Source organism: Acidocella sp., assembly GCF_036489515.1.
Lineage (GTDB): Bacteria > Pseudomonadota > Alphaproteobacteria > Acetobacterales > Acetobacteraceae > Acidocella.
Window position 1 is genome coordinate 47522 of the sequence record NZ_DASXFO010000067.1, and the last position, 23392, is coordinate 70913.

Consider the following 23392-nt stretch of genomic DNA (forward strand, 5'->3'; position numbering starts at 1 on the left):
GTAGACAGCCATCAGGGGCACGACACCACGTCGTGCCCCCCTGGGCCAAGAGCGCCGGCTTATGCGGCCATACCCCCCTCATGGCAAGTGTTTTTTTGCCCCTGGAATGTGAAATTTACGTCGCCGTTTTCTCCAGGTGTTTCCTGCCTTTTTTGCGCCATTATTCGGCGGCCTCCGCATAGGCTTCGAGCGGCGCGCAGGAGCACACCAGATTGCGGTCGCCATACACGTTGTCCACACGTTTGACCGGCGGCCAATACTTTGCTCCAGCCACGAAAGGTAGCGCGAACGCCGCCTCCATGCGGCTATAAGCGTGCCGCCATTCCGTATCCATCACTTCGGCGGCGGTATGCGGCGCGTTCCGCAGCGGGTTGTCGGTCTGGCTCCAGCGCTGATCGGCGATCTTGGCGATCTCGCCGGCGATGCTGATCATGGCGTCGCAGAACCGGTCGATCTCGGCGCGATCCTCGCTTTCGGTCGGCTCGATCATCAGCGTTCCCGCCACCGGCCAGGACATGGTCGGCGCGTGGAAGCCGTAATCGGCGAGGCGCTTGGCGATGTCCTCCACCTGCACGCCGGTCGTCGCGGCGAAACCGCGGCAGTCGACGATGCATTCATGCGCCACCCTGCCCTGCGCGCCGCGATAAAGGATTGGGTAATGGCCCTGAAGCCTCGCCGCCACGTAATTGGCGTTGAGGATCGCCACTTTCGTGGCATGGGTGATGCCCGCAGCACCCATCATGCGGATATAGGCGTAGGGGATCGGCAGGATCAGCGCCGAGCCGAACGGCGCCGCCGCGACCGGGCCGAAGCCGCTCGCCGGCCCCGCCGCTGCGCAAAGCGGATGGTTCGGCAGATGCGCCAGCAGATGCGCCGCCACGCCGATCGGCCCCACGCCCGGCCCGCCGCCGCCATGGGGGATGCAGAAAGTCTTGTGCAGGTTGAGATGGCACACATCCGCGCCGATCGCCGCCGGCGAGGTCAGCCCGACCTGCGCGTTCATATTGGCGCCGTCCATATAGACCTGGCCGCCGGCCTCGTGCACGGCGCGGCAGATGTCGCGGATGCCGGGCTCGAACACGCCATGCGTGCTCGGATAGGTGATCATTAGCGCCGCGATCTGGCTCCGATGCGCCTCGATCTTGTGCCGCAGATCGGAGAGGTCGACATTGCCCTGGCGGTCGCACCCCACCACCACCACCTTGTAGCCCGCCATGGCGGCGGAGGCCGGGTTGGTGCCGTGCGCCGAGGACGGGATCAGGCAGATTTTTCGGTCCCCCTCGCCGCGTGCCTCGTGATAGGCGCGGATCGCCAGCAACCCGGCAAACTCACCTTGCGCGCCGGAATTGGGTTGCAGCGACACAGCAGCAAAACCGGTCACCGCCTGCAAAAATTCCGCCAGCCTGGCGATGAGCTTGCGGAAGCCCACGGTCTGGTCGTCCGGCGCAAAGGGATGGACGTTGGCGAATTCGGGCCAGGTGATCGCCGCCATCTCGGCGCTGGCGTTCAGCTTCATCGTGCAGGAGCCGAGCGGGATCATCGAGCGGTTGAGCGCGATGTCCTTGTCTTCGAGTTTTTTCAGGTAACGCAGCATCGTATGCTCGGAATGATGCGCGCTGAACACGGCCGCCGCGCAGAACACGCTGCGGCGCTGCAACTTCGCCGGAATCGATGCGGCGGCCGCAACGGGATTGCCGCCCAGCACGCCGAGGAGTTTTTCGAAATCTTCGCGCGTCACCGTCTCGTCCACGGCGATGCCAACTCCGGTTTCATCGATGCGGCGGAAATTGAACCCCGCTTCAACCGCGCGGCGCATCAGCGCCTCGCAACCCGGCCCGGCCTCGATGGCGATGGTGTCGAAGAACGCGTCATGGCGGAGCGCAAACCCGGCGTGCAGCGCCGCATCGCCCAGCAGCCTGGCCAGCAGATTGACGCGCCGGGCGATCCGCTTCAGCCCTTCCGGCCCGTGCCAGACGGCATAGAAGCCGGCGATGACGGCGAGCAGCACCTGCGCGGTGCAGATGTTGGACGTCGCTTTTTCGCGGCGGATATGCTGCTCGCGGGTCTGCAAGGCGAGGCGCATGGCCGGCCGCCCGGCCGCATCCTGCGACACGCCGACCAGCCGCCCCGGCATCTGCCGCTTATACTCATCCTTGGTGGCGAAATAGCCGGCATGCGGACCGCCAAAGCCCATCGGCACGCCGAAACGCTGCGCCGAGCCCACCACCACATCCGCGCCCATCTCGCCGGGTGGAGTGAGCAGGGTCAGCGCCAGCAGGTCGGCGCATACCACCGCGAGCCCGCCCGCCGCCTGCGCGGCCGCGATCTCGGGGGCAAGGTCGCGCACCGCGCCGGTGCTGCCGGGATAGTTCAGCACCAGCGCGAAGGCGCCGGCGGCCGCGATCGCCGCGACATCCCCCGGCGCCACGTCCACGACGGTCCAGCCCATCGGCCAGGCGCGTGTTGCGATCACCGCGCGGGTCTGGGGATGCACGTCCGTCGCCACCGCGATGGTGGTGGATTTCTGGCGGTGCAGCCCATACGCCATGGCGACCGCCTCGGCCGCCGCGGTCGCCTCGTCCAGCAGCGAGGCATTGGCTATGGCCATGCCGGTCAGGTCGCAGACCGCGGTCTGGAAATTCAGGATGGCTTCCAGCCGCCCCTGCGCGATCTCCGCCTGATACGGCGTGTAGGCCGTGTACCAGCCGGGATTTTCCAGCACGTTGCGGAGGATCACCGGTGGCGTGATGGTGCCGTGATAGCCCAAACCGATCAGCGAATGTTTCACCACGTTCTGAGCGGCAAAGCCGCGCATTTCACGCAGGATCGCGGCCTCGTCGATCGCTGGCGGCAGCGCCAGTGCGGCATTGCTGCGGATCGATTCCGGCACGGTCTGCGCCATCAGATCGTCCAGGCTCGCAGCCCCCACATCCCCCAGCATCGCCGCGATTTCGGCCTCGTCCGGGCCGATATGGCGCGCCACGAACGCGTCCGCCGCCTCCAGACGGCTCAATTCATCCTGCCAAAGCATCAAAGACTCTCCAAAAATTCGCGATAGGCGTCCTGGTCCAGCAGCGTGTTCAGCGCGGCGGGATCGGCCAGGCGCAGGCGGAAAAACCAGCCCTCCGCTTCCGGCGCGCTGTTCACCAGCGCCGGCTCGTCGATGATCGCGGGATTATGCTCAGCGACGGTGCCGGTGAGCGGCGCGTACAGGTCGGAGGCGGCTTTCACGCTCTCCACCACCGCGCAGGCCTCGCCCTTGGCGACGGACCGCCCCGGCTCCGGCAGTTCCACGAACACGATGTCACCCAGCGCGTTCTGCGCATGGTCGGTGATGCCGACGGTGACGAGGCCGTCGGCCTCGAGGCGCACCCATTCATGGTCCTTGGTAAAATATGTCTGCGACATAACGAGTCCTTTCAACGGGCGTAGCGGTGAGGAATGAAGGGCAGCGGCGCGACCGTGCCGGCGAGCGGCTTGTCGCGCACGATGAGGGTGAGCGCGGTGCCGGCGGCGGCGAAATCGGCCTGCACGTAACCGAGGGCGATCGGCGCGTTCAGGCTGGGCGCGAAACCGCCGGAGGTGACCTGGCCGATCGGCCTGCCGTCGGCGCTGTGGATTGCCGCGCCGGCGCGGGCCGGGGCGCGGCCGTCGAGCCTGATCCCGACGAGCTTTTGCTTAGCCCCTTGCTCCTGCATCGCGCGCACCTGGGCGGCACCGAGAAAATCCCAATCGGTCTTGCGACGCTTGCCGATCGCCCAGGCGAGATTGGCTTCGATCGGGTTGGTCTCGGCGCCGATCTCGTTGCCGTACAGGCACAGCCCGGCCTCCAGCCGCAGCGAATCGCGCGCCCCCAGCCCCGCCGGCACCGCCCCGCGACGGAGCAAAAGCTCCGCCAGCGCCTCGGCCTGCGCCGCGGCACAGCCGATCTCGAACCCATCTTCCCCGGTATAGCCGGAGCGGCTGACGATGCAGGGAATGCCCTCGATGGTGACGCCGGCCGCGTCCATGAATTTCAGCGCCGCCGCTTCGGGCAGAAGCGAGGCAGCCTGCGGCCCCTGCAGCGCCAGCAGTGCGCGGTCGAATTGCGGCGTCACGCTCACGCCATGGGCGCGCAAATGCGCGACGTCATCGTGTTTGCGGCTGGCATTGAGCACCAGCTGGAAACGATCGCCGAGATTGGCGACCATCAGATCGTCGACGATGCCGCCGGTCTCGTTCATCAGCAGCGTGTAGCGCTGCCGCCCCGGCGCCAAGCCGCGCACATCGCCGGTCACGACCGCCTCGAGCGCCACCGCGTCGGCAACGTCCGCCTGGCCCATATGCGAGACGTCGAACAACACCGCGCCCTCGCGGCAGGCGGTATGCTCGGCGATGATGCCACTATATTGCAGCGGCATCTCATAGCCGGCGAACGCGACCATCCGCGCGCCGAGCCGCCTATGCAGGCTATCCAAAGGTGATTTCAGCACATTTCCCCCAAAACAGATCAGCGCCCGGCCAAGTGCCGTGCCAACTGACCCCCCTCTGTTTTGGGACCTGAGAGATTCGGGCGCGGTGACGCCCTTGACCCCGTCGGTGCGGCGGAGATTCGCCGGCTTTCCAGAGTGTCCCGCTTACGAACGCAGCCCTTTTGCCTGAGCGTTTCCGGGGGCCGGTTGCGCCTTCGGCGGCGGGTAAAGTCCCCCGCTCTCTCCTGCGTCCGAATAAGGACACCGCATAGTGACGCAGGGGCCGAGTTTTGCAAAGCTAATTTTCAGGTCGTGGAGGCATCAGGCAAAGAGAAGACTACTTTTTGTGAACAAAAAGTAGCAAAAAAACTTTGTTATGCTGGGCTATCGGCTTTGTCTGGGACGAGGCCCATGGCCTAGGCTTCTTTCCTATCTCCAAGAAGCTAGCCTATGTTGACGCGCCGCCCCTGCTGCCGGGCGCGACAAAACCCAAGTGAGGTCCATGGCTGACGATCCATACAAGACGCTCGGCGTCGACAAGAGCGCCAGCGCCGAAGATATCCGCGCCGCCTATCGCAGGCTGGCAAAGAAACACCATCCGGACCTCAACCCCGGCAACAAGGCGGCGGAAGAGGCGTTCAAGAAGGTTACCGCAGCCAACGAGCTGCTCTCCGACTCGGAAAAGCGCGCCCGCTACGACCGCGGCGAGATCGACGCCTCCGGCGCCGAACGCGAGCGGCCACGCACCTATCGCAACTATGCCGAAAACAGCCGCGGCGAGCGTTACGCCCATGCCGGCCCCGGCCCTGGATTCGGCGGCGGTGGCTTCGCCGATGAGGGGTTCGAGGACCTGTTCGCGAATATTTTCCAGCAGCGCGGTGGCCCCGGCGGCCCGGCGCGCGGCCAGGATGTGCGCTACGTGCTGCAGGCCTCGTTCCTGGACGCGGTGAACGGCACCACCAACCGCCTCACGCTGCCGGACGGCCAGACGCTGGACGTGAAAATCCCTCACGGCACCGCCCAAGACGACGTGCTTCGCCTGCGCGGCCGTGGCCAGCCCGGACGCCAAGGCGGCCCAGCCGGCGACGCGCTGATCGAGATCCATATCACCCCGCACCGTTTCTACCGCCGCGAGGGCCAGGATATCTTTCTGGACCTGCCGGTGAGCCTGAGCGAGGCGGTGCTGGGCGCCAAGGTGAACGTGCCGACCCCGCGCGGGCCCGTGGCCATGACGCTGAAACCCCATGCCGATATCGGCACCGAATTGCGGCTGCGCGGCCGCGGCGTGCCGGCACACGGCAAGCTGCCGGCCGGCGACCTCTACGTGAAGCTGCGCGTGGTCATCGGCCCGGCGGACGAAAAACTGGAAACCTTTCTCCGCACCTGGACGCAGCCCGGCTTCGACCCCCGCGCCGGGATGGGAGACGCAGAATGATGGTCACGCTCGAGCGGCTGCGCCTGGAGATCAGCGGCCTCGACGAGGCCGAGCTGGAACGCTGGATCGACGCTGCCCTGGTCCGCGCCGAGGGGGCGGAAGGCGCGCGGCTGTTCGAGGAGATCGACGTCGCGCGCATCCGGTTGATTTTCGAGCTGCGCCACGAATTGGACATCGAGGAACAGGCGCTGCCGGTGGTGCTGTCACTGATGGACCAGCTCTACGACCTGCGCCGGCACGGCGCGAAACTCAACGCAGCGCTGGCGGACCTGCCCGTGGAGGTCCGCCAGGCCATTTTGCGCCGGCTTGGTTAAGGAGAAGAAAGCACTACTTTTTGTGAACAAAAAGTAGCAAAAAAACTTTGCTCTGCTGGGCCATGGGCGTTGTCGCCGACACAGCCCCAGGCCCAGAGTCGCAAAAGTTTTTGCGCCGCTTTTTTTAAAAAGCGGCTACTTTCCTTTACCTAACTCGCGCCTGCAACATCAGCCGGCGCATCTCCCGGATCGCGGCCGGCAGGCCGGTGAGCAGTGCTTCGCCGATCAGGTAATGGCCGATGTTCAGTTCGCGCACCTGCTTCAAGGCCGCGACCGGGCCGACATTGGCGAAGGTCAGTCCGTGCCCGGCATGGCATTCCAGCCCGAGCTCTGCGGTGAGCCGCGCCGCCGCCGCCAGATGTTCCAGCTCGCCCGGTTTGTCATGGGCATAGGCGCCGGTATGCAGCTCCACCACCGCGGCCCCAACCTCGGCGCTCGCACGCACCTGCGCCGGTTCCGGGTCGATGAACAGCGAGACGCGGATCCCCGCCGCGTTCAGCCGGGCGATGATAAGCGTGAGTGTGGCGCGATGGCGCACCACGTCGAGCCCGCCTTCGGTGGTGATCTCCTCACGCTTCTCCGGCACGATGCACACGGCATGCGGCTTCAGGCGACAGGCGATCTCCGTCATCTCGTCGGTCGCGGCCATTTCCAGGTTCACCGGCGCACCGTTCCAGGCGCGGATGCGCTCGGCATCCTCGTCGCGGATATGCCGGCGATCCTCGCGCAAATGGATGGTGATGCCGTCCGCCCCCGCCGCCACGGCCGCTTTGGCCACGGTCAGCGGGTCAGGATGCACGCCCCCGCGCGCGTTGCGCAGGGTCGCGACGTGGTCGATGTTGACGCCTAATCTGATCGTTTCAGTCATGGCGTCAGATATGCAGCGCCCGCCCGTCCGCCGCCAGAGCGGCTTCCTTCACGGCCTCGCTCAAAGTCGGATGCGCATGGCAGATGCGCCCCACATCCTCGGCTGAGGCGCCGAACTCGATCGCGGTGGTGAGCTCGGCAATCAGCGTGCCGGCGTCGGGCCCGAGAATATGCGCGCCGAGCAGCCGGTCCGTGCCTTTCTCGGAGAGAACTTTGACGAAGCCGTCGGTGGCGCCCATGGCGCGGGCGCGGCCGTTGGCGGTGAAGGGGAACTTGCCGACCACATAGCTCACCCCGGCGGCCTTCAGCTCTTCCTCGGTTTTGCCGACCGCGGCGACTTCCGGCCAGGTGTAAACCACGCTCGGGATGGCGTCGTAATTCACATGCCCAGCCTGGCCGGCCAGGCGCTCGGCGACTGCCACGCCCTCATCCTCGGCCTTATGTGCCAGCATCGGCCCGGCGATCACGTCGCCGATCGCGTACACGCCGGGCACGTTGGTGGCGAAATGCGCGTCGGTCTTCACCCGGCCGCGCTCGTCCGTCTCAACACCCGCCGCCGCAAGGTTCAGCCCCTCGGTATAGGCATAACGGCCGATCGACAGCAGCACGATGTCCGCCTTAATCTGCTCCGCCTCGCCGCCTTTGGCGGGCTCGACCGAGAGCGTCACGCCCTTGTCGGACACAGCGGCCGCGGTGACCTTGTGGCCGAGCATGAATTTGAAGCCCTGCTTGGCGAGCACTTTCTGGAACGCGGTCGAAACCTCGTTGTCCATGCCCGGGGTGATACGGTCCAGGAACTCGATGACCGTGACCTCGGCGCCCAGACGGCGCCAGACGCTGCCCAGCTCCAGGCCGATCACGCCGCCGCCGATGACGACCATGTGGCCGGGAACCTTGTCCAGCTCCAGCGCGCCGGTCGAGGTGACGATGCGCTTTTCGTCGACTTCCACGCCCTTCAGCGGCACGGAGTCGCTGCCCGTGGCGATGACGATGGATTTCGCCGCGTAATCCTTGCCTTCGACCGCGATCGTGTTCGGGCCGGTAAAGGCCGCGGCGCCCTTGATCCAGGTGATCTTGTTCTTCTTGAACAGGAATTCCACACCCTTGGTATTGGCCGTGACCACCTCGCCCTTGCGGGCCTGCATCCGCGCCAGGTCCAGCTTGACCTCGCCGATCATGATGCCGTGGTCTTTCATGTCATGCGACATCTGGTGGAAGTTTTCGGAAGATTGCAGCAACGCCTTAGAGGGGATGCAGCCGATGTTCAGGCAGGTACCGCCCAAAGTGGCCCGCTTTTCGACGCAGGCGACCTTCAGACCCAGTTGGGCCGCGCGAATGGCGCAGACATAGCCTCCGGGCCCGGAGCCGATCACGATAACGTCGAAATTCTCAGCCATTGCTTTTCCTCACTTCGCAGGTTTGTGAACGCGCGGAGGTCATACCCCCCCTCCCCCTATCAGGCAATTCAACCCAGCAATCACCTGAAAGCTGGTCAGGTCGTAACGACGATTTAATGCCCTGGCCCTTTCCGCCGCCGATCCGGTTCACAACGTTAATGAATGAGATTGAAGTTTCCGGGGGGAGAGAACCATGACCTTGATTCTGATCATCGTGCTGCTGGTCCTGATTTTTGGCGGCGGCGGCGGGTATTACGCACACCGCTCCTACGGCGGTTATGGTTCCGGCGGCTTGCTCGGCGTCATCCTTATCGTGCTGATCGTGGTCTGGCTGTTCGGCGGGTTCGGGGGGCCGGGCTATTATCATTATTAAAGCGAAGCGGAAGACTACTTTTTGTGAACAAAAAGTAGCAAAAAAACTTTGTTAATGCTGGGTCATGGGCGTTGTCAGTGACAACGCCCATGACCCAGCATAGCCAAAAGTTTTTGCGCCGCTTTTTTTAAAAAGCGGCCGCTTTCTTGCCTGAGCGGGTCCGGCATGGCTTATTCCTAACATGCCCCCCCTTTCCGCCCGTATCGGCCGAACCCAACTTGCCGCCACCTTCGCCATGGCCGCGCGCGCCCGCGCGCTGCGCGCCGCAGGACAGGACGTCATTTCCCTCTCCCTCGGCGAGCCGGATTTTCCGACCCCCGACCATGTGATCCACGCCGCCTACGAAGCGGCACGGCGCGGCGAGACCAAATACCCGCCGCTCGCCGGCACCGAGGCGCTCAAGGCCGCGATCGCGAAAAAATACCTGCGCGACCAGAAGCTCGACGTGCCGGTGCAGAACATCCTGGTCACCAATGGCGGCAAGCAGGCGATTTTCAATGTCATCATGGCGGTGATCGACGAGGGCGACGAGGTGATCATCCCCGCCCCCGCCTGGGCCGGCTATGAACAGACCGTGCAATTCGCCGGCGGCCGCACCGTGTTCATCCCGTGTCCACAGGAGCAGAATTTTGTGCTCCGGCCGGAAGCGCTGGAAGCCGCCATCACCCCGCGCACCCGCCTGCTGCTGCTGAATTACCCGAACAACCCTTCCGGCGCCGCCTGCGATGAAGCGGCCCTTTCCGCCATCGCCGAGGTGCTGCGCCGCCATCCGGATATCTGGGTGCTGTCGGACGATATTTATGAGCATCTGCTGTTCGACGATTTCCGCTACGCGACGCTGGCGGCGGTGGCGCCGGATCTGGCCGAGCGCATCGTGACCATGACCGGCGTGTCAAAAACCTATGCCATGACCGGCTGGCGCATCGGCTTCTGCGCCGGCCCGGCGGCGCTGATCAAGGCGATGACCGTGGCGCAGGCGACCGCCACCTCCGGCGTCTCCTCGGTAGGCCAGGCGGCGGCGCTGGCGGCGCTGGAAGGCAAGCAGGATTATTTGGAGGAACGCCGCGCCGCGTACCAGGCACGGCGCGATCTGGTTGTGGCGCGGCTGCGCGAGGCGCCGGGCCTGTCCTGTCACACTCCTGACGGCGCGTTCTATGTCTTTCCGGATATTTCCGGCTGCATCGGCAAAACCACGCCGGGCGGAACAAAAATCCTCAGCGACGATGATTTCGCCATGGCGCTGCTGAACGAGGCACACGTGGCTGTGGTGCAGGGCTCGGCCTTCGCCATGAGCCCGCATATCCGCATCTCCACCGCCACCGCCGAGGCGGTGCTGGCCCGCGCCTGCGCGCGAATCGCCGATTTCTGCGCCGGGCTGCGCTGAACCTCGCATAACTTGCATGACCTCAGTTGATTGTTGCGACTGACGGGCCACATGCCCGTCAGTCGCAACCAACGGAGGAACAGATGAAGCCTTTATATTACGCACACGGCCACGCCACCGGCGGCCGCACCGGCCAAGGTGCGAGCGATGACGGAAGGTTGTCGGTGCAGCTCAGCACGCCCAAGGAACTGGGCGGCGATGGCGGGCCGGGCACCAATCCGGAGCAGATGTTCTCCATCGGCTATTCCGCCTGTTTCCTCGGCGCGATGAAATTCGTCGCCGGCAAAGAGAAGGTGCAGCTGCCGCCGGAAACGAAAGTGTCGGCCGAGATCGGCATCGGCCCACGCGATGACGGCGCCGGATTCGGCATCACCGCGGCGCTGACGATCACCGCACCCGGCGTGGAAAAAGCCGCTCTCGAAGATCTGGTGCAGAAGGCGCATATCGTCTGCCCCTATTCCAACGCCATCCATAAGACGGTGGACGTGAAGCTCACCGTCGCCTGAGGCAAGGAAGGCTTCTTTTTGTGAACAAAAAGAAGCAAAAAAACTTTTTTATGCTGGGCCATGGGCGTTGTCAGCGACAACGCCCATGGCCCAGCGGACCAAAAATTTTTGCGCCGCTTTTTTTAAAAAGCGGCTACTTCCCTGCCATCGCCTCCTCCACAAAACTGGCGAATTGCCTGGCCTTGGCGCTGGCCATGCGGCCGGTGGGAAACACCACCCACAGGTCGATCGGCGGCAAGGTCCAAGCTTGCAGTAGTTTTCTCACGGCGCCGCTCGCCAGTTCAGGCGCGAACATCCAGTCCGAGGCGATGGTCAGGCCGATATCGGCCAGCACCGCGGCGCGCAGGCCTTCCGCAGCGCTTGTCCGCACGCGCCCGTGCACCGCAACCGACACCGCCGCGCCATCGCGCATGAATGACCAGACGCTCGGCATTTGGCTGTAGACCACCGTCTCATGTTCGGCGAGATCCGCCGGGCTGTGCGGTTCTCCAGCCTTTGCGAGATAGCCGGGTGTCGCGAACACTGATCGCCCTCCGGTCGCCAGCTTGCGCGCCACCGCCGACGAGTCAGCTAACGCCCCCATGCGCAGCGACAGATCCACCCCTTCGGCAACCAGGTCGATCACGCGATCGTCGAGGATGATTTCGATGTCGAGCTCGGGATGGGCCTCGAGAAAACGCGGCAAGATCGGCATGATGTGCAAGCGCGCGAAGGTAGTCGCCGCCGAGACGCGCAGCCGGCCGGTCAGCCCCGCGCCTGCGCCGCGCGCGGCGATTTCGGCTTCATCGGCCTCCTGAATCGCGGCGCGGGCGCGCTCGTAGAAGCGTAAGCCCGCCTCGGTCGGGCTGAGGCCGTGCGTGGAGCGGATCAGCAGGCTCACCTGCAGCCGGGTCTCCAGTTGAGCAATTGTTTTGGAGATCGCCGGCTGGCCGACATTCAGCTGGCGCGCGGCTGCGGAAAAAGAGCCGGTTTCCACCACCCGCACGAAGGTCGCCATTGCCTGATGCCGGTCCATGCCATTCCTTTCAGGAATTGGCATTATCGCCTTGAGCCTTCTGCCATGTCCAGCACCAAAGAGGCATGTTTCTGATCGCGATGCGGATTGGCCGTTTCGCCCCCCAAGGCAAAAGGACCCTCCCCATGTCACTCCAGGACAGACTCGACGCCTTCAAGGCCGATTTCGAGGCGGGCAAGCCGCCCTACGAAACTCGCCCCGCGGTGATCGAGACCATGCACCGGGCCACCGCTGAACTGATCGCCTCCGGCGCCGCCGGCCGCGCGCTGAAAGCCGGCGACAAGGCACCCGCCTTCATCCTTAACGACCCCGAGGGCAACGCCGTCTCCTCAGCCGATTTGTTGGCCAAGGGGCCATTGGTGCTCAGCTTCTATCGGGGCGTGTGGTGCCCCTATTGCAACATGGACCTGCAGGCGCTGCAGGCGGCGCTGCCCGCAGTGCAAAATCTCGGTGCCAGCCTGGTTGCCATCTCCCCGCAGAACGCGCCCAACAGCCGCAAATCGGTGCGCCAGAACGGGCTCGGCTTCCCGATCCTCTCGGACCCGCACAACGATGTTGCCGCAGCCTTCGGCCTGCGCTTCGAACTGCCGGACTATCTGGTCGAGCTGTATAAGGGGTTCAAGAACGACCTGCCGACGTTCAACGGCGATCCGAGTTGGACGCTGCCGATGCCGGCGCGTTTCGTGATCGGGCAGGACGGGACCATCCTCTATGCCGAGGTGAACCCGGATTATACGCGCCGCCCCGATCCGGAGGAGATGCTGCCGGTGCTGCGCGGCGCCCTCGTCAAAGCTTGATGCAACCAGAACGTCCCCCGTACCGTACCGGTGCGGGGGGCGGATGTTGCTCTAGCCTTGGATGAAAGCCAGCAGGTCGGCGTTGATGGTGGCCGCCTCGGTCGTCGGCATGCCGTGCGGGAAGCCTTTATAGGTTTTCAGGGTGCCGTTTTTTACCAGTTTCGCCGAGAGTGGCCCGGAATCGGCATAGGGCACGATCTGGTCGTCATCGCCATGCATCACCAGCACCGGCACCGAGATCTTCTTCAGGTCTTCGGTGAAGTCGGTCTGTGAGAAGGCGACGATGCCGTCATAATGCGCCTTGGCCCCGCCCATCATGCCTTGGCGCCACCAATTCCAGATCACGCCCGGCGCGGGCTTCGCGCCGGGCCGATTGTAGCCATAGAACGGTCCGGACGGCACATCGTAATAGAACTGGGCGCGGCTGGCGGCGAGTTGGGCCTGCAGCCCGTCGAATACCTCCTTGGGCAGGCCTCCCGGATTGGCCTCCGTTTTCACCATCAATGGTGGCACCGCGCTGATGAGCACCGCTTTCGCCGCGCGGCTTTCGCCGTGGCGCGCCAGATAGTGCACCACTTCGCCGCCCCCCGTGGAGTGGCCGACATGCACCGCGTCCTTCAGATCCAGATGTGCGGTCAGAGCCGCGAGGTCGTCGGCATAATGATCCATGTCATGGCCGCTGCCGGTCTGCGTGGAGCGGCCATGGCCGCGCCGGTCATGCGCGATCACGCGGAAGCCCTGGGCGAGGAAGAAGAGCATCTGCGTGTCCCAATCGTCCGCCGAGAGCGGCCAGCCATGGCTGAACACGATGGGCTGCCCCATGCCCCAGTCCTTGTAGAAGATTTCGGTGCCATCCGTGGTGGTGATCGTAGACATGAGCTCGACCCTTTCCTGTTGGGAAGCTGAACAGCCCTGATGTCGATCGACGTCGATCGCGGCATGGAAAACGTGCGGAACGTCGACCTATAATGCTATGATAAACGAGATATTGTCAGGCGCCGCAGCGTTACATTCCCATGCAACGCTGTCACGAGCGACCAAAGCTGCGGCAGGATTTTGTGAGGCACAGCAAGTGATCACGAAACACCGGGATTATCTCAACCTAACGATCTCTCAATGGCAATTCAAGCCGATTCGGTTTATCGCTACGTTAGCTCCTGGAATTGAATTTTCCTTATATAATGCACGAAATTAAAAATTCTGTTCCGACCCTGAAGAGTTGCAGCCTGCTCTCGTTTATACGGCAATGATCTCAATTATCGATTTGTTTTTTCTTTAAGATTTTATCGGTCAAACTGAAATCTAATTGAGCCGCAATACCGTCAACTTCGGACACGACCATAAAACCAAAAAGGGACACAACCATGAGCAAGACGACATCCGCAGGCAAAACGCACACGCGGGAATATCTTGGTACACCAACTGATTTAACAGCGGAGGCCACGAAAGATATTTCCGCTGCCTTGAGTGGATTGCTGGCCGACGCTTTTGCCCTTTACATGAAGACGAAAAATTTCCACTGGCATATGAGTGGCCGCCACTTTAGAGACTACCATCTGCTGCTCGACGAGCACGCGACGCAAATTTTTGCCATGACGGACCCGATTGCCGAACGGGCGCGCAAAATTGGCGGCACGACACTGCGCTCCATTGGCCAGATTTCCAAGCAGCAACGTATCCTCGACAACGACGCGGACTATGTCGAACCGCAGGACATGCTGGCCGAATTACGCGATGACAACAAGCAGCTGACGTCAAGCTTGCGGCAGGTCCATAATGTCTGCGACGAATATGGCGACGTCGCCACCGCGAGCCTGCTTGAAACCTGGATCGATGAAACCGAGCGGCGCACCTGGTTCCTCTTCGAAGCAACCCGCGACACTTTTGGCCATAACGAATAGGCCGCTCTAGACCGGCTTATCGGGTATAAGAAAGCAGCCGCTTTTTAAAAAAAGCGGCGCAAAAATTTTTGGTCCTCTGGGCCATGGGCGTTGGGCGTTGTCACCGACAACGCCCATGGCCCAGATTATAGAAGTTTTTTTGCTACTTTTTGTTCACAAAAAATAGTCTTCCCTTGCACTTACCTCGGGTCACGGTAACGAGAAAACCACCACTGCCGGCGGGCCGTTGCCGCCGAAGAAGGCCGATATCGCGCCCGAGGTGACGGCGACATATTGCTTGCCGTTCTGCTCGTACGAAACGGTGCCGCCACCGACGCTGCCACCGGTGTTGAAGCGATATAACACGTCGCCGGTCGCGGAATTCATCACCAGGAAGTTGTCGTCAAGGTCGCCGGTGAACAGGACGCCGCCCGAAGTCGCGACGATGCCGGCGACCAGCGGTGTCGGTGCCTGGTATTTCCAATTCACCTTGCCGGTTGCGGCATCGAACGCCGTGAGCCACCCCTTCGCCTGATCGCGCGGATCGGGTATGACCGAACCGCCGTAATAATGCTGTTCCGACGTGTAGGCCGGCGGCGCCGGGAACTTCTTGAATGTCGCACACCAGTCGACCGCGCTGACGAATAGCTGCTTGCTTACCGGGTCGAAGGCGGGACCATTCCACTCCAGGCCGCCCAGCAAACCGGGGCAGCGATGCGCGCCATCGACGGTCGGCTCAGCGTCGACATTTTCGTGCGTCGTGATCGGCACTTCGTAGAGCACGTTATGGGTCGTGCGGTCGACCACGCGCAGCAGCCCGTCCTTGCCGGCAACCGCCATGAGGAGGCGATCGGCATCGCCAACCTGCAGATCGAACAACGGACTCACCTGACTGAGATCAGAGTCGTGTTCGTCGTGCATGACGAACTGGTGATACCACAGGAGCTTGCCGGTTCGGACATCGAGGGCGAGCAGGGAATCGGTGTAGAGATCCGCACCTGGCCTCACCGCGCCATAGAAATCGGGAGCTGGATTCCCGACCGGCACGTAGAGGACACCGGCTTTGGTGTCGAGCGAGAGCGGCGTCCAGAGGCTGCCGCCGCCATGCTGCAGGGCAGCCTGATCCTTCCAGCTGCTGGCCCCAGGCTGGCCCGGCTTGGGAACGAGATAGAAACGCCACAGCGGCGCACCAGTCTCGAGCTTGAACGCGCCGATCCAGTTCTGCGCGCCGTAATCCGCGCCGGCCGGCCCATAGACCACCATATCTCCCCAAATCAGCGCCGGCATGCTGAGGTACTGGCCGTTGGTGGCGCTCGCGATCTGCTGGCTCCACAGGAGCGATCCACTCGCCAGATCGAGGGCGATCAGGTGGCCGTCCGCGACGCCTCGCACGAGCTTGCCGTCCTTGATGGCGACGCCGCGATTGGTCGGTGAGATGATGGGGCCCTGCAATGGCCAGGTATAGGCCCAGACCTGGCGGCAGGTGGTGGCGTCGATCGCCACCGTCGTTGGGCCGAACGTCAGATACATGACCCCCTTATAAACGAGCGGATCAGTCTGGGTCGGCGCCGCTTCATCGGCGCGGTACAGGCAGACCGGCCGGAGCGTGGCAGCATTCGCGGGCGTGATGTGCTTGAGATCGACAAAACGCGTGCCGGCATAGTCATGGGTGGCGTAAAGCCAATCCCGACTGTCGCTGGCCGCATCGTCAAGTTGTGTCTGGCTGGGCCCCACGACCTCCGGCACCGGCGCAGCGGCAGAGGCCGTACTGGCTGCGGCGCCTTTCAAGGTCGCGAGATAGGCGATGAGATTGGCGCGTTCCACCGTGGAAGGAACCGTCGCCTCCATGGTCGTGCCAGGAACCATCTGAGCAGGGCCGGTCAGGAATTGGCTAAGCGTGGCGTCGTTCCACACCAGGCCGGAACTCTTGAGCGCGCTGCTATAGTCGAACCCCGGAAGCGAACCCGCCTTGCGCCCGACGACGCCGGCGAGCGAGGGGCCAAAGCCCGAGCCACCGGCGACATTGGAGTGACACACCGCGCACTCGGTATTGAAAACTTTCTGCCCGGCGCTGACATCGCCCTGGGCCCATGCCGGACTACTCGCGACAGCACAGCCCAGCGCGAAAACGGCAATCAGAACGAAGCGGGTGCAAGAGCGGCCGAGCCGCCCTCCGCTTCCTCCCTTTGTATTTGGATTCGCGCGGCTATTTGGATTCACGTGGCGAGCCATCGGTGCCTCCAACAGGTCGATCGAACGATACCTCCTGGTTCCCGGCCTTTCAACATAATTGCGCCTGCCCGAGACTTGGGCCGGCCCTCGCGAGACAGGCCGGCTTATTGAAGCGGTCCGGATCCAGCGTTACTCGATCCCTGATTGTTTAGTTGCAATTTCAACCTGATTCCCGGATCGTATCACACAACGATGCCGGGCAGATCGGCAAACGACGTCACAGGCAGGCACAAAATGGCAACACCAAACGGTCCGCCACGCAAGTGGCGAGCTCCCAAAATTCCTGGAGTCGTTTGGCGGGCTCTGAGCTTCGTGCTGGCGGCGGTGGTCCTCATCGTCTGCTACACCCAATGGAACCGCTGGGAGGGCGAAGCACGCTACCAGACCACCGACGATGCCTATCTGCAGACCAACCTCACACCGCTCAGCGCCCAGGTTGCGGGCTATGTCCGCGCCGTCCCGGTGCAGGATTACGCCCAGGTGCAGGCCGGCCAGCTCATCGTGCAGATCGTCGATGACAATTACCGCGCGACCCTTGCCCAGGCCGTGGCCAATGTCGCCTCCGCCAAAGCGAAGATCGCGGGGGTAGAGGCGCAGCACCCGCTCCTTGAGGCCAATCTCCGGGCGGCGCAGGCGGTTGTCGCGTCCACCACCGCAACCTTGGCACAAAACGGCCGCGACGTAGCGCGGCAGCAGAGGCTGTTGAGCACCGGTTCGTCCTCGGTTGAAGAACTGGAACGGGTGCAAACGACCCGGGCCCAGCTGACCGCGCAGCTTGCCCAGAACCGCGCCCAGGCTGATGCGGTGGCGCGGCAGATCGACCTGCTGGCGTCGCAACTCGACCAGGCCATAGCCGCCTTGGCCGCGGCGCAGGCCGCCATGCGGCTCGCCGCGATCAATCTCGGCTACACGCAGATCGTGGCCCCCACCGACGGGTTCATCGGCCTGAGACAGGTCTTGCCCGGACAATATCTGGCGCCGGGGACCCAGGTCACGACCCTTGCAGAATTACCGCTGATCTGGGTGCTCGCTAACTACAAGGAAGTTCAGTTAACCCGTGTACGGATCGGCCAACCGGCCTCGATTACGGTCGATACGTTTCCGGGGCATACGCTGCACGGCCATGTCATTGCCATCTCGCCGGCATCGGGCGCGCAATTCGCCTTGCTGCCGCCGGACAACGCCACCGGCAACTTCACCAAAATTGTTCAGCGCATTGCTGTTAAAATCAGCATCGACGATCCGGACGGGCTCGGTGGCCGGCTGCGCTCCGGCATGTCCGCCATCCCCACGATCGACACGGCGAACTACCGGCAGCGACCATGAGCGAAATTGTCGCACCACCGCCCGCCCCGCCGGGCGAACAGGCCATTCCGTGGCTGGGCCTCACCGCCGTGCTGCTCGGTACGTTCATGTCCACGCTGACCGGCCGGCTCTCGACCTTCGGGCTCACCGATGTCCGCGGCGCCCTCCATGCCGGGTTCGATGAGGGCGCCTGGATCACCACCGCGTTCACCGTGGCGCAGATGCTGATCACGCCGATCGCGGTGTGGATCGGCAGCATCTACGGGCCGCGCCGGATTCTCATCGTGGCCGCGCTCGAATTTGCCTTCGCGTCCTTTCTGCTGCCGTTTTCGCAAAACCTCACGACATTTCTGGCGCTGCAGTTTCTCGCCGGGCTCGGCTCGGGTTGTTTCATTCCCCTGACGCTGAGCTTCATCTTGCGCAACATGCCGCCGCGGCTATGGGCCTATGGCGTTGCGCTCTATGCGCTGAACCTGGAGCTGTCACTCAACATCTCGGCATCGGTCGAAGGCTGGTATGTCGACAACCTCACCTGGCACTGGATTTTCTGGCAGAACGTGCCGCTCGCACTCGGCATGGCCGCCTGCCTGTTCTGGGGCGTGCGCTCGCTGCCGCCACCGCCACGGATCCACACGGACGGCTATGGCCTGATGTCATGCGGGCTCGGGCTGGCGCTGATCTATGCGGCGCTCGACCAGGGCAACCGGCTCGACTGGGGGAGTTCCGGACTGATCTGGGGTTTAACCCTCGCCGGGATCATCATGATTGTCTCCTTCGTGGTCCATGGACGCACAACGCCTGATGCGTGGCTGGATTTCAAAGTCGCGACGGCATGGCCGTTGCCCCTTCTGCTTTTGATGATTGCCATCCTGCGCCTGACGATCCTCTCAACCTCCTATCTGATCCCCTATTATCTGGGCGGCGTACGCGGTTTCCGGGCGCTGCAGGTCGGCGATACGCTGATCTGGATCGCCGCCCCGCAGCTGATCATCTGCCCCCTCGCCGCCTTCATGCTGCGGCGCTCCGACCCACGCATCACCGCCTCACTGGGCCTCTGTCTGGTCGGCCTGGCCTGCATGGCGGTCGCCTACACGCTGACCCCGTCCTGGGGATCGGATCAGTTTCTGCCCTCGCAGCTGATGCAGGCGGTCGGGCAAAGCTTTGCCCTGTCCGGGATCGTTTTCACCGGCGTACTGAACCTCAAGCCGCAGGACGCCTTGTCCTTCGGGGCGATGCTGCAGATTGCCCGGCTCTTTGGCGGCGAGGCGGGCACGTCGTTCATTACGACCATGTCGCGGATTCGTGAGCAGCGCGCTTCCAATCTCATCGGTCTGCATTTGCAGATCGGCAGCCAGGACGTGCAACAGCGGCTTGCGATCTATGGGCGGGTGCTTGCCCGCAGCAGCCATCAGCCGCAGGCGGCACCGGTGATCCTCGGCAATCTGGTGCGGACGATGGCGACCACCCAGGCGACGATCGACTGCTTCGTCGCGGTCGCGGCTTTTGCGGTGTTCGGACTCTTCATGCTTTTGCTTGTCCTGCCCGCACCGCCGCGCACGCCAGCGTCACACATACCGTTCTTTTCACGAAAGAAACCGGGATGAGGCTGACGCAAGGCGCAACGTCCCTCGCCACCCTGGCCTGGCTCGCCGGTTGCGCGGCGGGACCCGACTACAAGCCACCGACACCGCCGCCGGGTGCTGCAGCGCCTTTCGTCGCGGTGCAATCTTCCGCGTCCACGACTGCGGCGCCTCCGAACGCCTGGTGGAAACTATACGACGATCCGGTTCTGAACAGCCTCATCGCGCGCGCCTTCACGGCCAATGAGGACCTCAAAACGGCGGAAGCGAATCTTGCCTCCGCCCGCGCAATCCTGGAGGGCGCCCGCTCGAACCTGTTTTACCCGCAAACCCAAGTGGAACTGGCCGGCGTTTATGGCCGTGACCCAACCTTTAACGAGATACTGGAACTCACGGGCCGCAAGCCGCAAACCACATGGCTGTTCGATTCGCTGTTCGATATGTCCTACGAGCTGGATCTGTTCGGCCATGTCCGGCGCTCGATCGAAGCGGCACGGGATAATCGCGAGGCGGTCGAGGCGGCGCGAGACGATCTGCGCGTGACGATCGCCGCCGAGACCGCGCGGGCCTATGGGCAGATCTGCACGTTCGGCGAAGAAATCGCGGTGGCGCGGCAGTCGCTGGCACTGGTGACGCAACAAGAGAAGATTATTGAGCAACGCCGTGACGCAGGGGCGGGCTCCACCTTCGACGTGGTCAGGTCACAGGTTCTGGTCGCTCAGGTCCGCGCCACCATTCCGCCGCTGGAAGGCCAGCGGCGGGCTGCCTTGTTCGAGCTGACCGCGCTGCTCGGCGCGACGCCGTCGAACGCCCCCGTAACGGTGGATTCCTGTGTCGCGCCGCCACGGCTTGCGACCCTGATGCCGGTCGGCGATGGTGCCGCTTTGCTGCGCCGCCGGCCCGATATCCGCGAGGCGGACCGCAAGCTCGCCACGGCGCTTGCCGAGATCGGCGTCGCCACCGCCGATCTGTTTCCGAGGGTCTCCTTGAGCGGCTTTTACGGCGGCGCCAACACCCAGATCAGCACCCTCACCGCGAATAGCGGGCTGGTCTGGGGAGTCGGTCCCTCGATCAGTTGGACCTTTCCCAATATGAGCGGACCGCTCGCCCGGCTCGCACAAGCCAACGCCAACGCCGCCGCTTCCCTCTCGAACTTCAATTCGGTGGTGCTGCAGGCGTTGAAGGAAACGGAACAGGCGCTCGCCACCTATAACGCGGAGCTGGACCACCACGCCGCACTCGCGACGGCGATGGCAGAAGCCAAAGAAGCGTTCGGACTAGCGCAGGACGAGTTTAATGCCGGCCGGATCAGCAATCTGGATCTGCTCACCTCAGAGCAAACACTCGTCGACGCCAACGCCGCCCTCGCGGGCTCCGATGCAGCCCTGGTTCAAGATCAGATCGCGGTGTTCAAGGCGTTGGGCGGAGGGTGGCAGACGTGAGCAGAAAGCAGCCGCTTTTTGAAAAAAGCGGCGCAAAAACTTCTTCTATGCTGGGCTATGGGCGTTGTCGGCGACAACGCCCATAGCCCAGCATAATAAAGTTTTTTTGCTACTTTTTGTTCACAAAAAGTAGTCTTCTTCTGCGCTTACGCTAACGCAGCGCCGCAAGCACCTGGGAGATAAACCCGTCGACCGCCTCGCCGGCAATCCAGCGCGTCACCACCACCAGGTCGAGATCGGGCTCGATCCAGACGATGCTGGCCCCCGCACCCTGTGCGAACACACTACGCTCCGTCGCACTCGGGTAGCGCTTTCCGCCGGCACCGTTCAACCACCACAGGAAACCGTATTGCGCCAAAGCCGGTGAGGGTGTGAGCATTTTCTCCACCCAGTCCGCGGCGACGATCTGCCGTCCGCCCCAAGACCCAGCTCGGGAGATCAGCAACCCCATGCGTGCATGGTCACGTGACGAAATCACCATGCCGCCGCCCCAATGCCCGCCGCCGGGCACGCAAGGAACCGATTTTCCGTTCAGTTCCAGAGAGGCATTGCGATAGGCGTGCCATCGCCACTCATCGCTCGCGCCGATCGGGTCCATCACCCGCTCTTTCAGAACGTCCGGCAACGAACGGCGAAAGCGATAGGTCAGGCACGCGGCGAGCAGATTCACCCGCACGTCGTTATACTCGTAATGCGTGCCCGGCGCCTGCAATTCGCGCCGCGCGCCCTTCTTTTCGCCGCCGCTCGCCGTGCCGCCGACCACACGGTTATGGTCCGCGGAGTCCGGCTTGCCCCAGAGTGTGCCTTGCCATTCGCTGGTCTGCTGCAGCAAGTGCCGCCAGGTGATGCGCGCGTTATGCGCGCCCTTGAACCAGCCGGTATCGACGTCCTGGCCCACCGGCGCATCGAGATCCGCGATCAACCCGTCCGCCACGGCGATGCCGGCGAGAATGCCGATATAGCTTTTGGTCACCGAGAAGGTCATGTCGGCATGGCGCGTATCACCCCATTCCGCCACCAGCTTCCCGTGCCGCAGCACCAGCCCGTTCGGCCCGCCGCGCGGAACCACCGGCCCCAGCACTTCCGCGTGCTCGGCTTGGTCACCGATATGCGCGGTGCCGATATACTGGCCGTCCGAAAGATACATCGAGCGCGGCCATGTGCATTCGCTGGCAACGCTGAAGTCAATCGCCGCCTGCAGCCGCGCCGTATCGAACCCGGCCGCCGCGGCGGACAGGTTCACCCAGGCATCCTTTGAAGGAACGTCATTGTTTGCGGACATCGTCTCCCCTTCCCTAACGTATCAGCGTGAAGCGGGCGTGTTGCCGTCGCCGAGATCCCACCACAATCCGGCGAAAGCCGCGAAACCTTCACGGACAATCGGCGCCAGCAGATGCTCGTCCGGCCCGTGCTGTTTGCAGCCGTTATAGGAGTGCGGCACCCAGACCAGCGGCACGCCCAGATGATCCACGAATATATCGCCCGGCAGGCCGCCGGCGGCGTTAGGGATCACCTGGATCTTGCGCCCGAGGCTTTTTTCCATGCTGGCGGCGGCGAACTGCACCCATTGATTGGCCGGGTCCGTCCGGCTCGCCGGGCGCCCCACCGCCGCGTTCTCGATCGCCACTTCCGGAAAGCCGGCGGCATCGAGATGTTTGCGCAGCGCCGGCGCGAAGGTTTCTGCCGGCACATCGACGACGTAGCGGATCTGGCAATGCGCCCGCGCCGCGCCGGCCACGGCGTTCACCGGGTTTTCCGGCCGGCCGGAGGTCATGGCCAGCACGATGAAGCTGTTCCAGCCATAGATTTTTTCGGCCGCGCTCAGTCCCGGCTCGCCCCAGTCGGGGTCGGGCTCGATCTCGCCGCCGCCGCCCACCACACAGTCTTGCAATGCCTGCTTGACGCTCGCCGGCACGCCGCCCGGCGGTAGCCAGTCGCGCACCAGAATGCGCCCCTTGCGGTCACAGATGCTGGCCAAAGCCTGCGCCAGGATCAGCGCCGGGTCAGCGATCAGCCCGCCCCAATGGCCGGAATGCACAGCCCCTGGGCGCAGCGATACCACCAGGTCAAAATTATAGGTGCCGCGCGTGCCGGTGGCGATGGTGGGCGTTTCCGGCGCCACGCGCGGCCCGTCGGAGGCCAGCAGCACATCGGCCGCCAACAGATCACCATGCGCGGCGACGAAGTCGCGCAACCCCAGCGAGCCGCGCTCTTCGCTCATCTCCAGCAGCATTTTCACGTTATAGCCGAGCCGGCCCTGGCGCTGTGCGAGGACCGCCTCCAGCGCCATCAGGTTAATCGCGTGCTGGCCCTTATTGTCGGCCGAGCCGCGGCCATACCAGAGGTCTCCCTCGGGCTTCAGCACCCAGGGCGAAAGCCCGTCCCGCCACTGCTCGTCCAGCCCGCGCACGGTG

Annotated in this window: 20 protein-coding genes and 2 riboswitches; of the genes, 10 read left to right on the plus strand and 10 right to left on the minus strand. The window is 63.9% G+C overall.

The features are described 5' to 3' along the window. Positions 1-160 precede the first annotated feature (160 nt). Genes gcvP through gcvT form a run of 3 tightly spaced genes read right to left on the minus strand, consistent with a single transcriptional unit; the run spans position 161 to position 4472 of the window. Positions 161-3031 (minus strand): aminomethyl-transferring glycine dehydrogenase, encoded by a 2871-nt coding sequence (gene gcvP, locus VGG47_RS10740; protein WP_331538312.1) that lies wholly within the window; start codon positions 3029-3031, stop codon positions 161-163. Further along, entirely contained in the window at positions 3031-3408 is a 378-nt protein-coding gene (gene gcvH, locus VGG47_RS10745; RefSeq protein ID WP_331538314.1) for a glycine cleavage system protein GcvH, read from the minus strand. Before gcvH ends, gcvP begins: the two co-directional genes overlap by 1 nt. 11 nt (positions 3409-3419) lie before the next feature. After that, positions 3420-4472 (minus strand): glycine cleavage system aminomethyltransferase GcvT, encoded by a 1053-nt coding sequence (gene gcvT / locus VGG47_RS10750; RefSeq protein WP_331538317.1) that lies wholly within the window; start codon positions 4470-4472, stop codon positions 3420-3422. Positions 4473-4517: 45 nt separating this feature from the next. Then, positions 4518-4615: riboswitch (glycine riboswitch) on the minus strand. Continuing rightward, positions 4616-4709: riboswitch (glycine riboswitch) on the minus strand. Between the two features lie 244 nt (positions 4710-4953). Between gcvT and VGG47_RS10755 the strand changes: the two genes are divergently transcribed. Together VGG47_RS10755 and VGG47_RS10760 are read left to right on the plus strand one after the other, a co-directional pair. After that, entirely contained in the window at positions 4954-5886 is a 933-nt protein-coding gene (locus tag VGG47_RS10755) for a DnaJ C-terminal domain-containing protein (RefSeq protein ID WP_331538319.1), read from the plus strand. Further along, on the plus strand, positions 5883-6200 hold the full coding sequence (locus VGG47_RS10760) for a hypothetical protein (protein ID WP_331538321.1): 318 nt from the start codon (positions 5883-5885) through the stop codon (positions 6198-6200). The genes VGG47_RS10755 and VGG47_RS10760 overlap by 4 nt, the downstream gene beginning before the upstream one ends. A 145-nt stretch (positions 6201-6345) precedes the next feature. On the opposite strand, the gene VGG47_RS10765 is transcribed toward VGG47_RS10760, so the two are convergent. Continuing rightward, on the minus strand, positions 6346-7068 hold the full coding sequence (locus tag VGG47_RS10765; protein WP_331538323.1) for a pyridoxine 5'-phosphate synthase: 723 nt from the start codon (positions 7066-7068) through the stop codon (positions 6346-6348). A 4-nt stretch (positions 7069-7072) separates the two neighbouring features. Continuing rightward, positions 7073-8464, minus strand: a complete 1392-nt coding sequence (gene lpdA / locus VGG47_RS10770) for a dihydrolipoyl dehydrogenase (protein WP_331538325.1) — start codon at positions 8462-8464, stop codon at positions 7073-7075. A gap of 193 nt (positions 8465-8657) precedes the next feature. Between lpdA and VGG47_RS10775 the strand changes: the two genes are divergently transcribed. From VGG47_RS10775 to VGG47_RS10785, 3 genes are all read left to right on the plus strand, one after another. Further along, positions 8658-8837 carry a DUF3309 family protein gene (locus VGG47_RS10775; RefSeq protein ID WP_331538327.1) on the plus strand — a complete coding sequence of 60 codons (180 nt, stop codon included), beginning with the start codon at positions 8658-8660 and terminating at the stop codon, positions 8835-8837. A 181-nt stretch (positions 8838-9018) separates the two neighbouring features. Then, positions 9019-10221 carry a pyridoxal phosphate-dependent aminotransferase gene (locus VGG47_RS10780; RefSeq protein WP_331538329.1) on the plus strand — a complete coding sequence of 401 codons (1203 nt, stop codon included), beginning with the start codon at positions 9019-9021 and terminating at the stop codon, positions 10219-10221. An 83-nt stretch (positions 10222-10304) separates the two neighbouring features. Beyond that, on the plus strand, positions 10305-10727 hold the full coding sequence (locus VGG47_RS10785; protein WP_331538331.1) for an organic hydroperoxide resistance protein: 423 nt from the start codon (positions 10305-10307) through the stop codon (positions 10725-10727). 133 nt (positions 10728-10860) lie between these two features. Here the strand turns inward: VGG47_RS10785 and VGG47_RS10790 are convergent, their stop codons facing one another. After that, complete coding sequence (locus VGG47_RS10790; protein ID WP_331538334.1) at positions 10861-11742, minus strand: LysR family transcriptional regulator; 882 nt, start codon at positions 11740-11742, stop codon at positions 10861-10863. A gap of 125 nt (positions 11743-11867) precedes the next feature. Between VGG47_RS10790 and VGG47_RS10795 the strand changes: the two genes are divergently transcribed. Further along, positions 11868-12539 (plus strand): peroxiredoxin-like family protein, encoded by a 672-nt coding sequence (locus tag VGG47_RS10795; RefSeq protein WP_331538336.1) that lies wholly within the window; start codon positions 11868-11870, stop codon positions 12537-12539. 51 nt (positions 12540-12590) lie between these two features. On the opposite strand, the gene VGG47_RS10800 is transcribed toward VGG47_RS10795, so the two are convergent. After that, on the minus strand, positions 12591-13415 hold the full coding sequence (locus tag VGG47_RS10800; protein WP_331538338.1) for an alpha/beta fold hydrolase: 825 nt from the start codon (positions 13413-13415) through the stop codon (positions 12591-12593). 488 nt (positions 13416-13903) lie between these two features. Here VGG47_RS10800 and VGG47_RS10805 point away from each other — a divergent pair, with 488 nt between their 5' ends. Then, a complete protein-coding gene (locus VGG47_RS10805) occupies positions 13904-14440 on the plus strand; it encodes a Dps family protein (RefSeq protein ID WP_331538340.1) in 537 nt (178 codons plus the stop codon). 189 nt (positions 14441-14629) lie between these two features. Here VGG47_RS10805 and VGG47_RS10810 read toward each other — a convergent pair whose 3' ends face one another. Beyond that, positions 14630-16651: a PQQ-binding-like beta-propeller repeat protein gene (locus VGG47_RS10810; protein ID WP_331538342.1), complete on the minus strand. Its 2022-nt coding sequence runs from the start codon at positions 16649-16651 to the stop codon at positions 14630-14632. Positions 16652-16885: 234 nt separating this feature from the next. Between VGG47_RS10810 and VGG47_RS10815 the strand changes: the two genes are divergently transcribed. The 3 genes from VGG47_RS10815 to VGG47_RS10825 are packed head-to-tail and all read left to right on the plus strand — an operon-like array spanning position 16886 to position 20978. After that, complete coding sequence (locus tag VGG47_RS10815; RefSeq protein ID WP_331538344.1) at positions 16886-17977, plus strand: HlyD family secretion protein; 1092 nt, start codon at positions 16886-16888, stop codon at positions 17975-17977. After that, the gene (locus tag VGG47_RS10820) at positions 17974-19560 is read left to right on the plus strand and encodes an MFS transporter (RefSeq protein ID WP_331538346.1); all 1587 of its coding nucleotides are present in this window, start codon (positions 17974-17976) and stop codon (positions 19558-19560) included. Before VGG47_RS10815 ends, VGG47_RS10820 begins: the two co-directional genes overlap by 4 nt. Then, entirely contained in the window at positions 19557-20978 is a 1422-nt protein-coding gene (locus tag VGG47_RS10825; RefSeq protein WP_331538348.1) for a TolC family protein, read from the plus strand. Before VGG47_RS10820 ends, VGG47_RS10825 begins: the two co-directional genes overlap by 4 nt. A gap of 151 nt (positions 20979-21129) precedes the next feature. Here VGG47_RS10825 and VGG47_RS10830 read toward each other — a convergent pair whose 3' ends face one another. Beyond that, positions 21130-22260 carry a serine hydrolase domain-containing protein gene (locus VGG47_RS10830; protein ID WP_331538350.1) on the minus strand — a complete coding sequence of 377 codons (1131 nt, stop codon included), beginning with the start codon at positions 22258-22260 and terminating at the stop codon, positions 21130-21132. A 21-nt stretch (positions 22261-22281) separates the two neighbouring features. Then, a partial coding sequence (locus VGG47_RS10835; protein ID WP_331538352.1) for a M20/M25/M40 family metallo-hydrolase occupies positions 22282-23392 on the minus strand: 1111 nt, incomplete at its 5' end.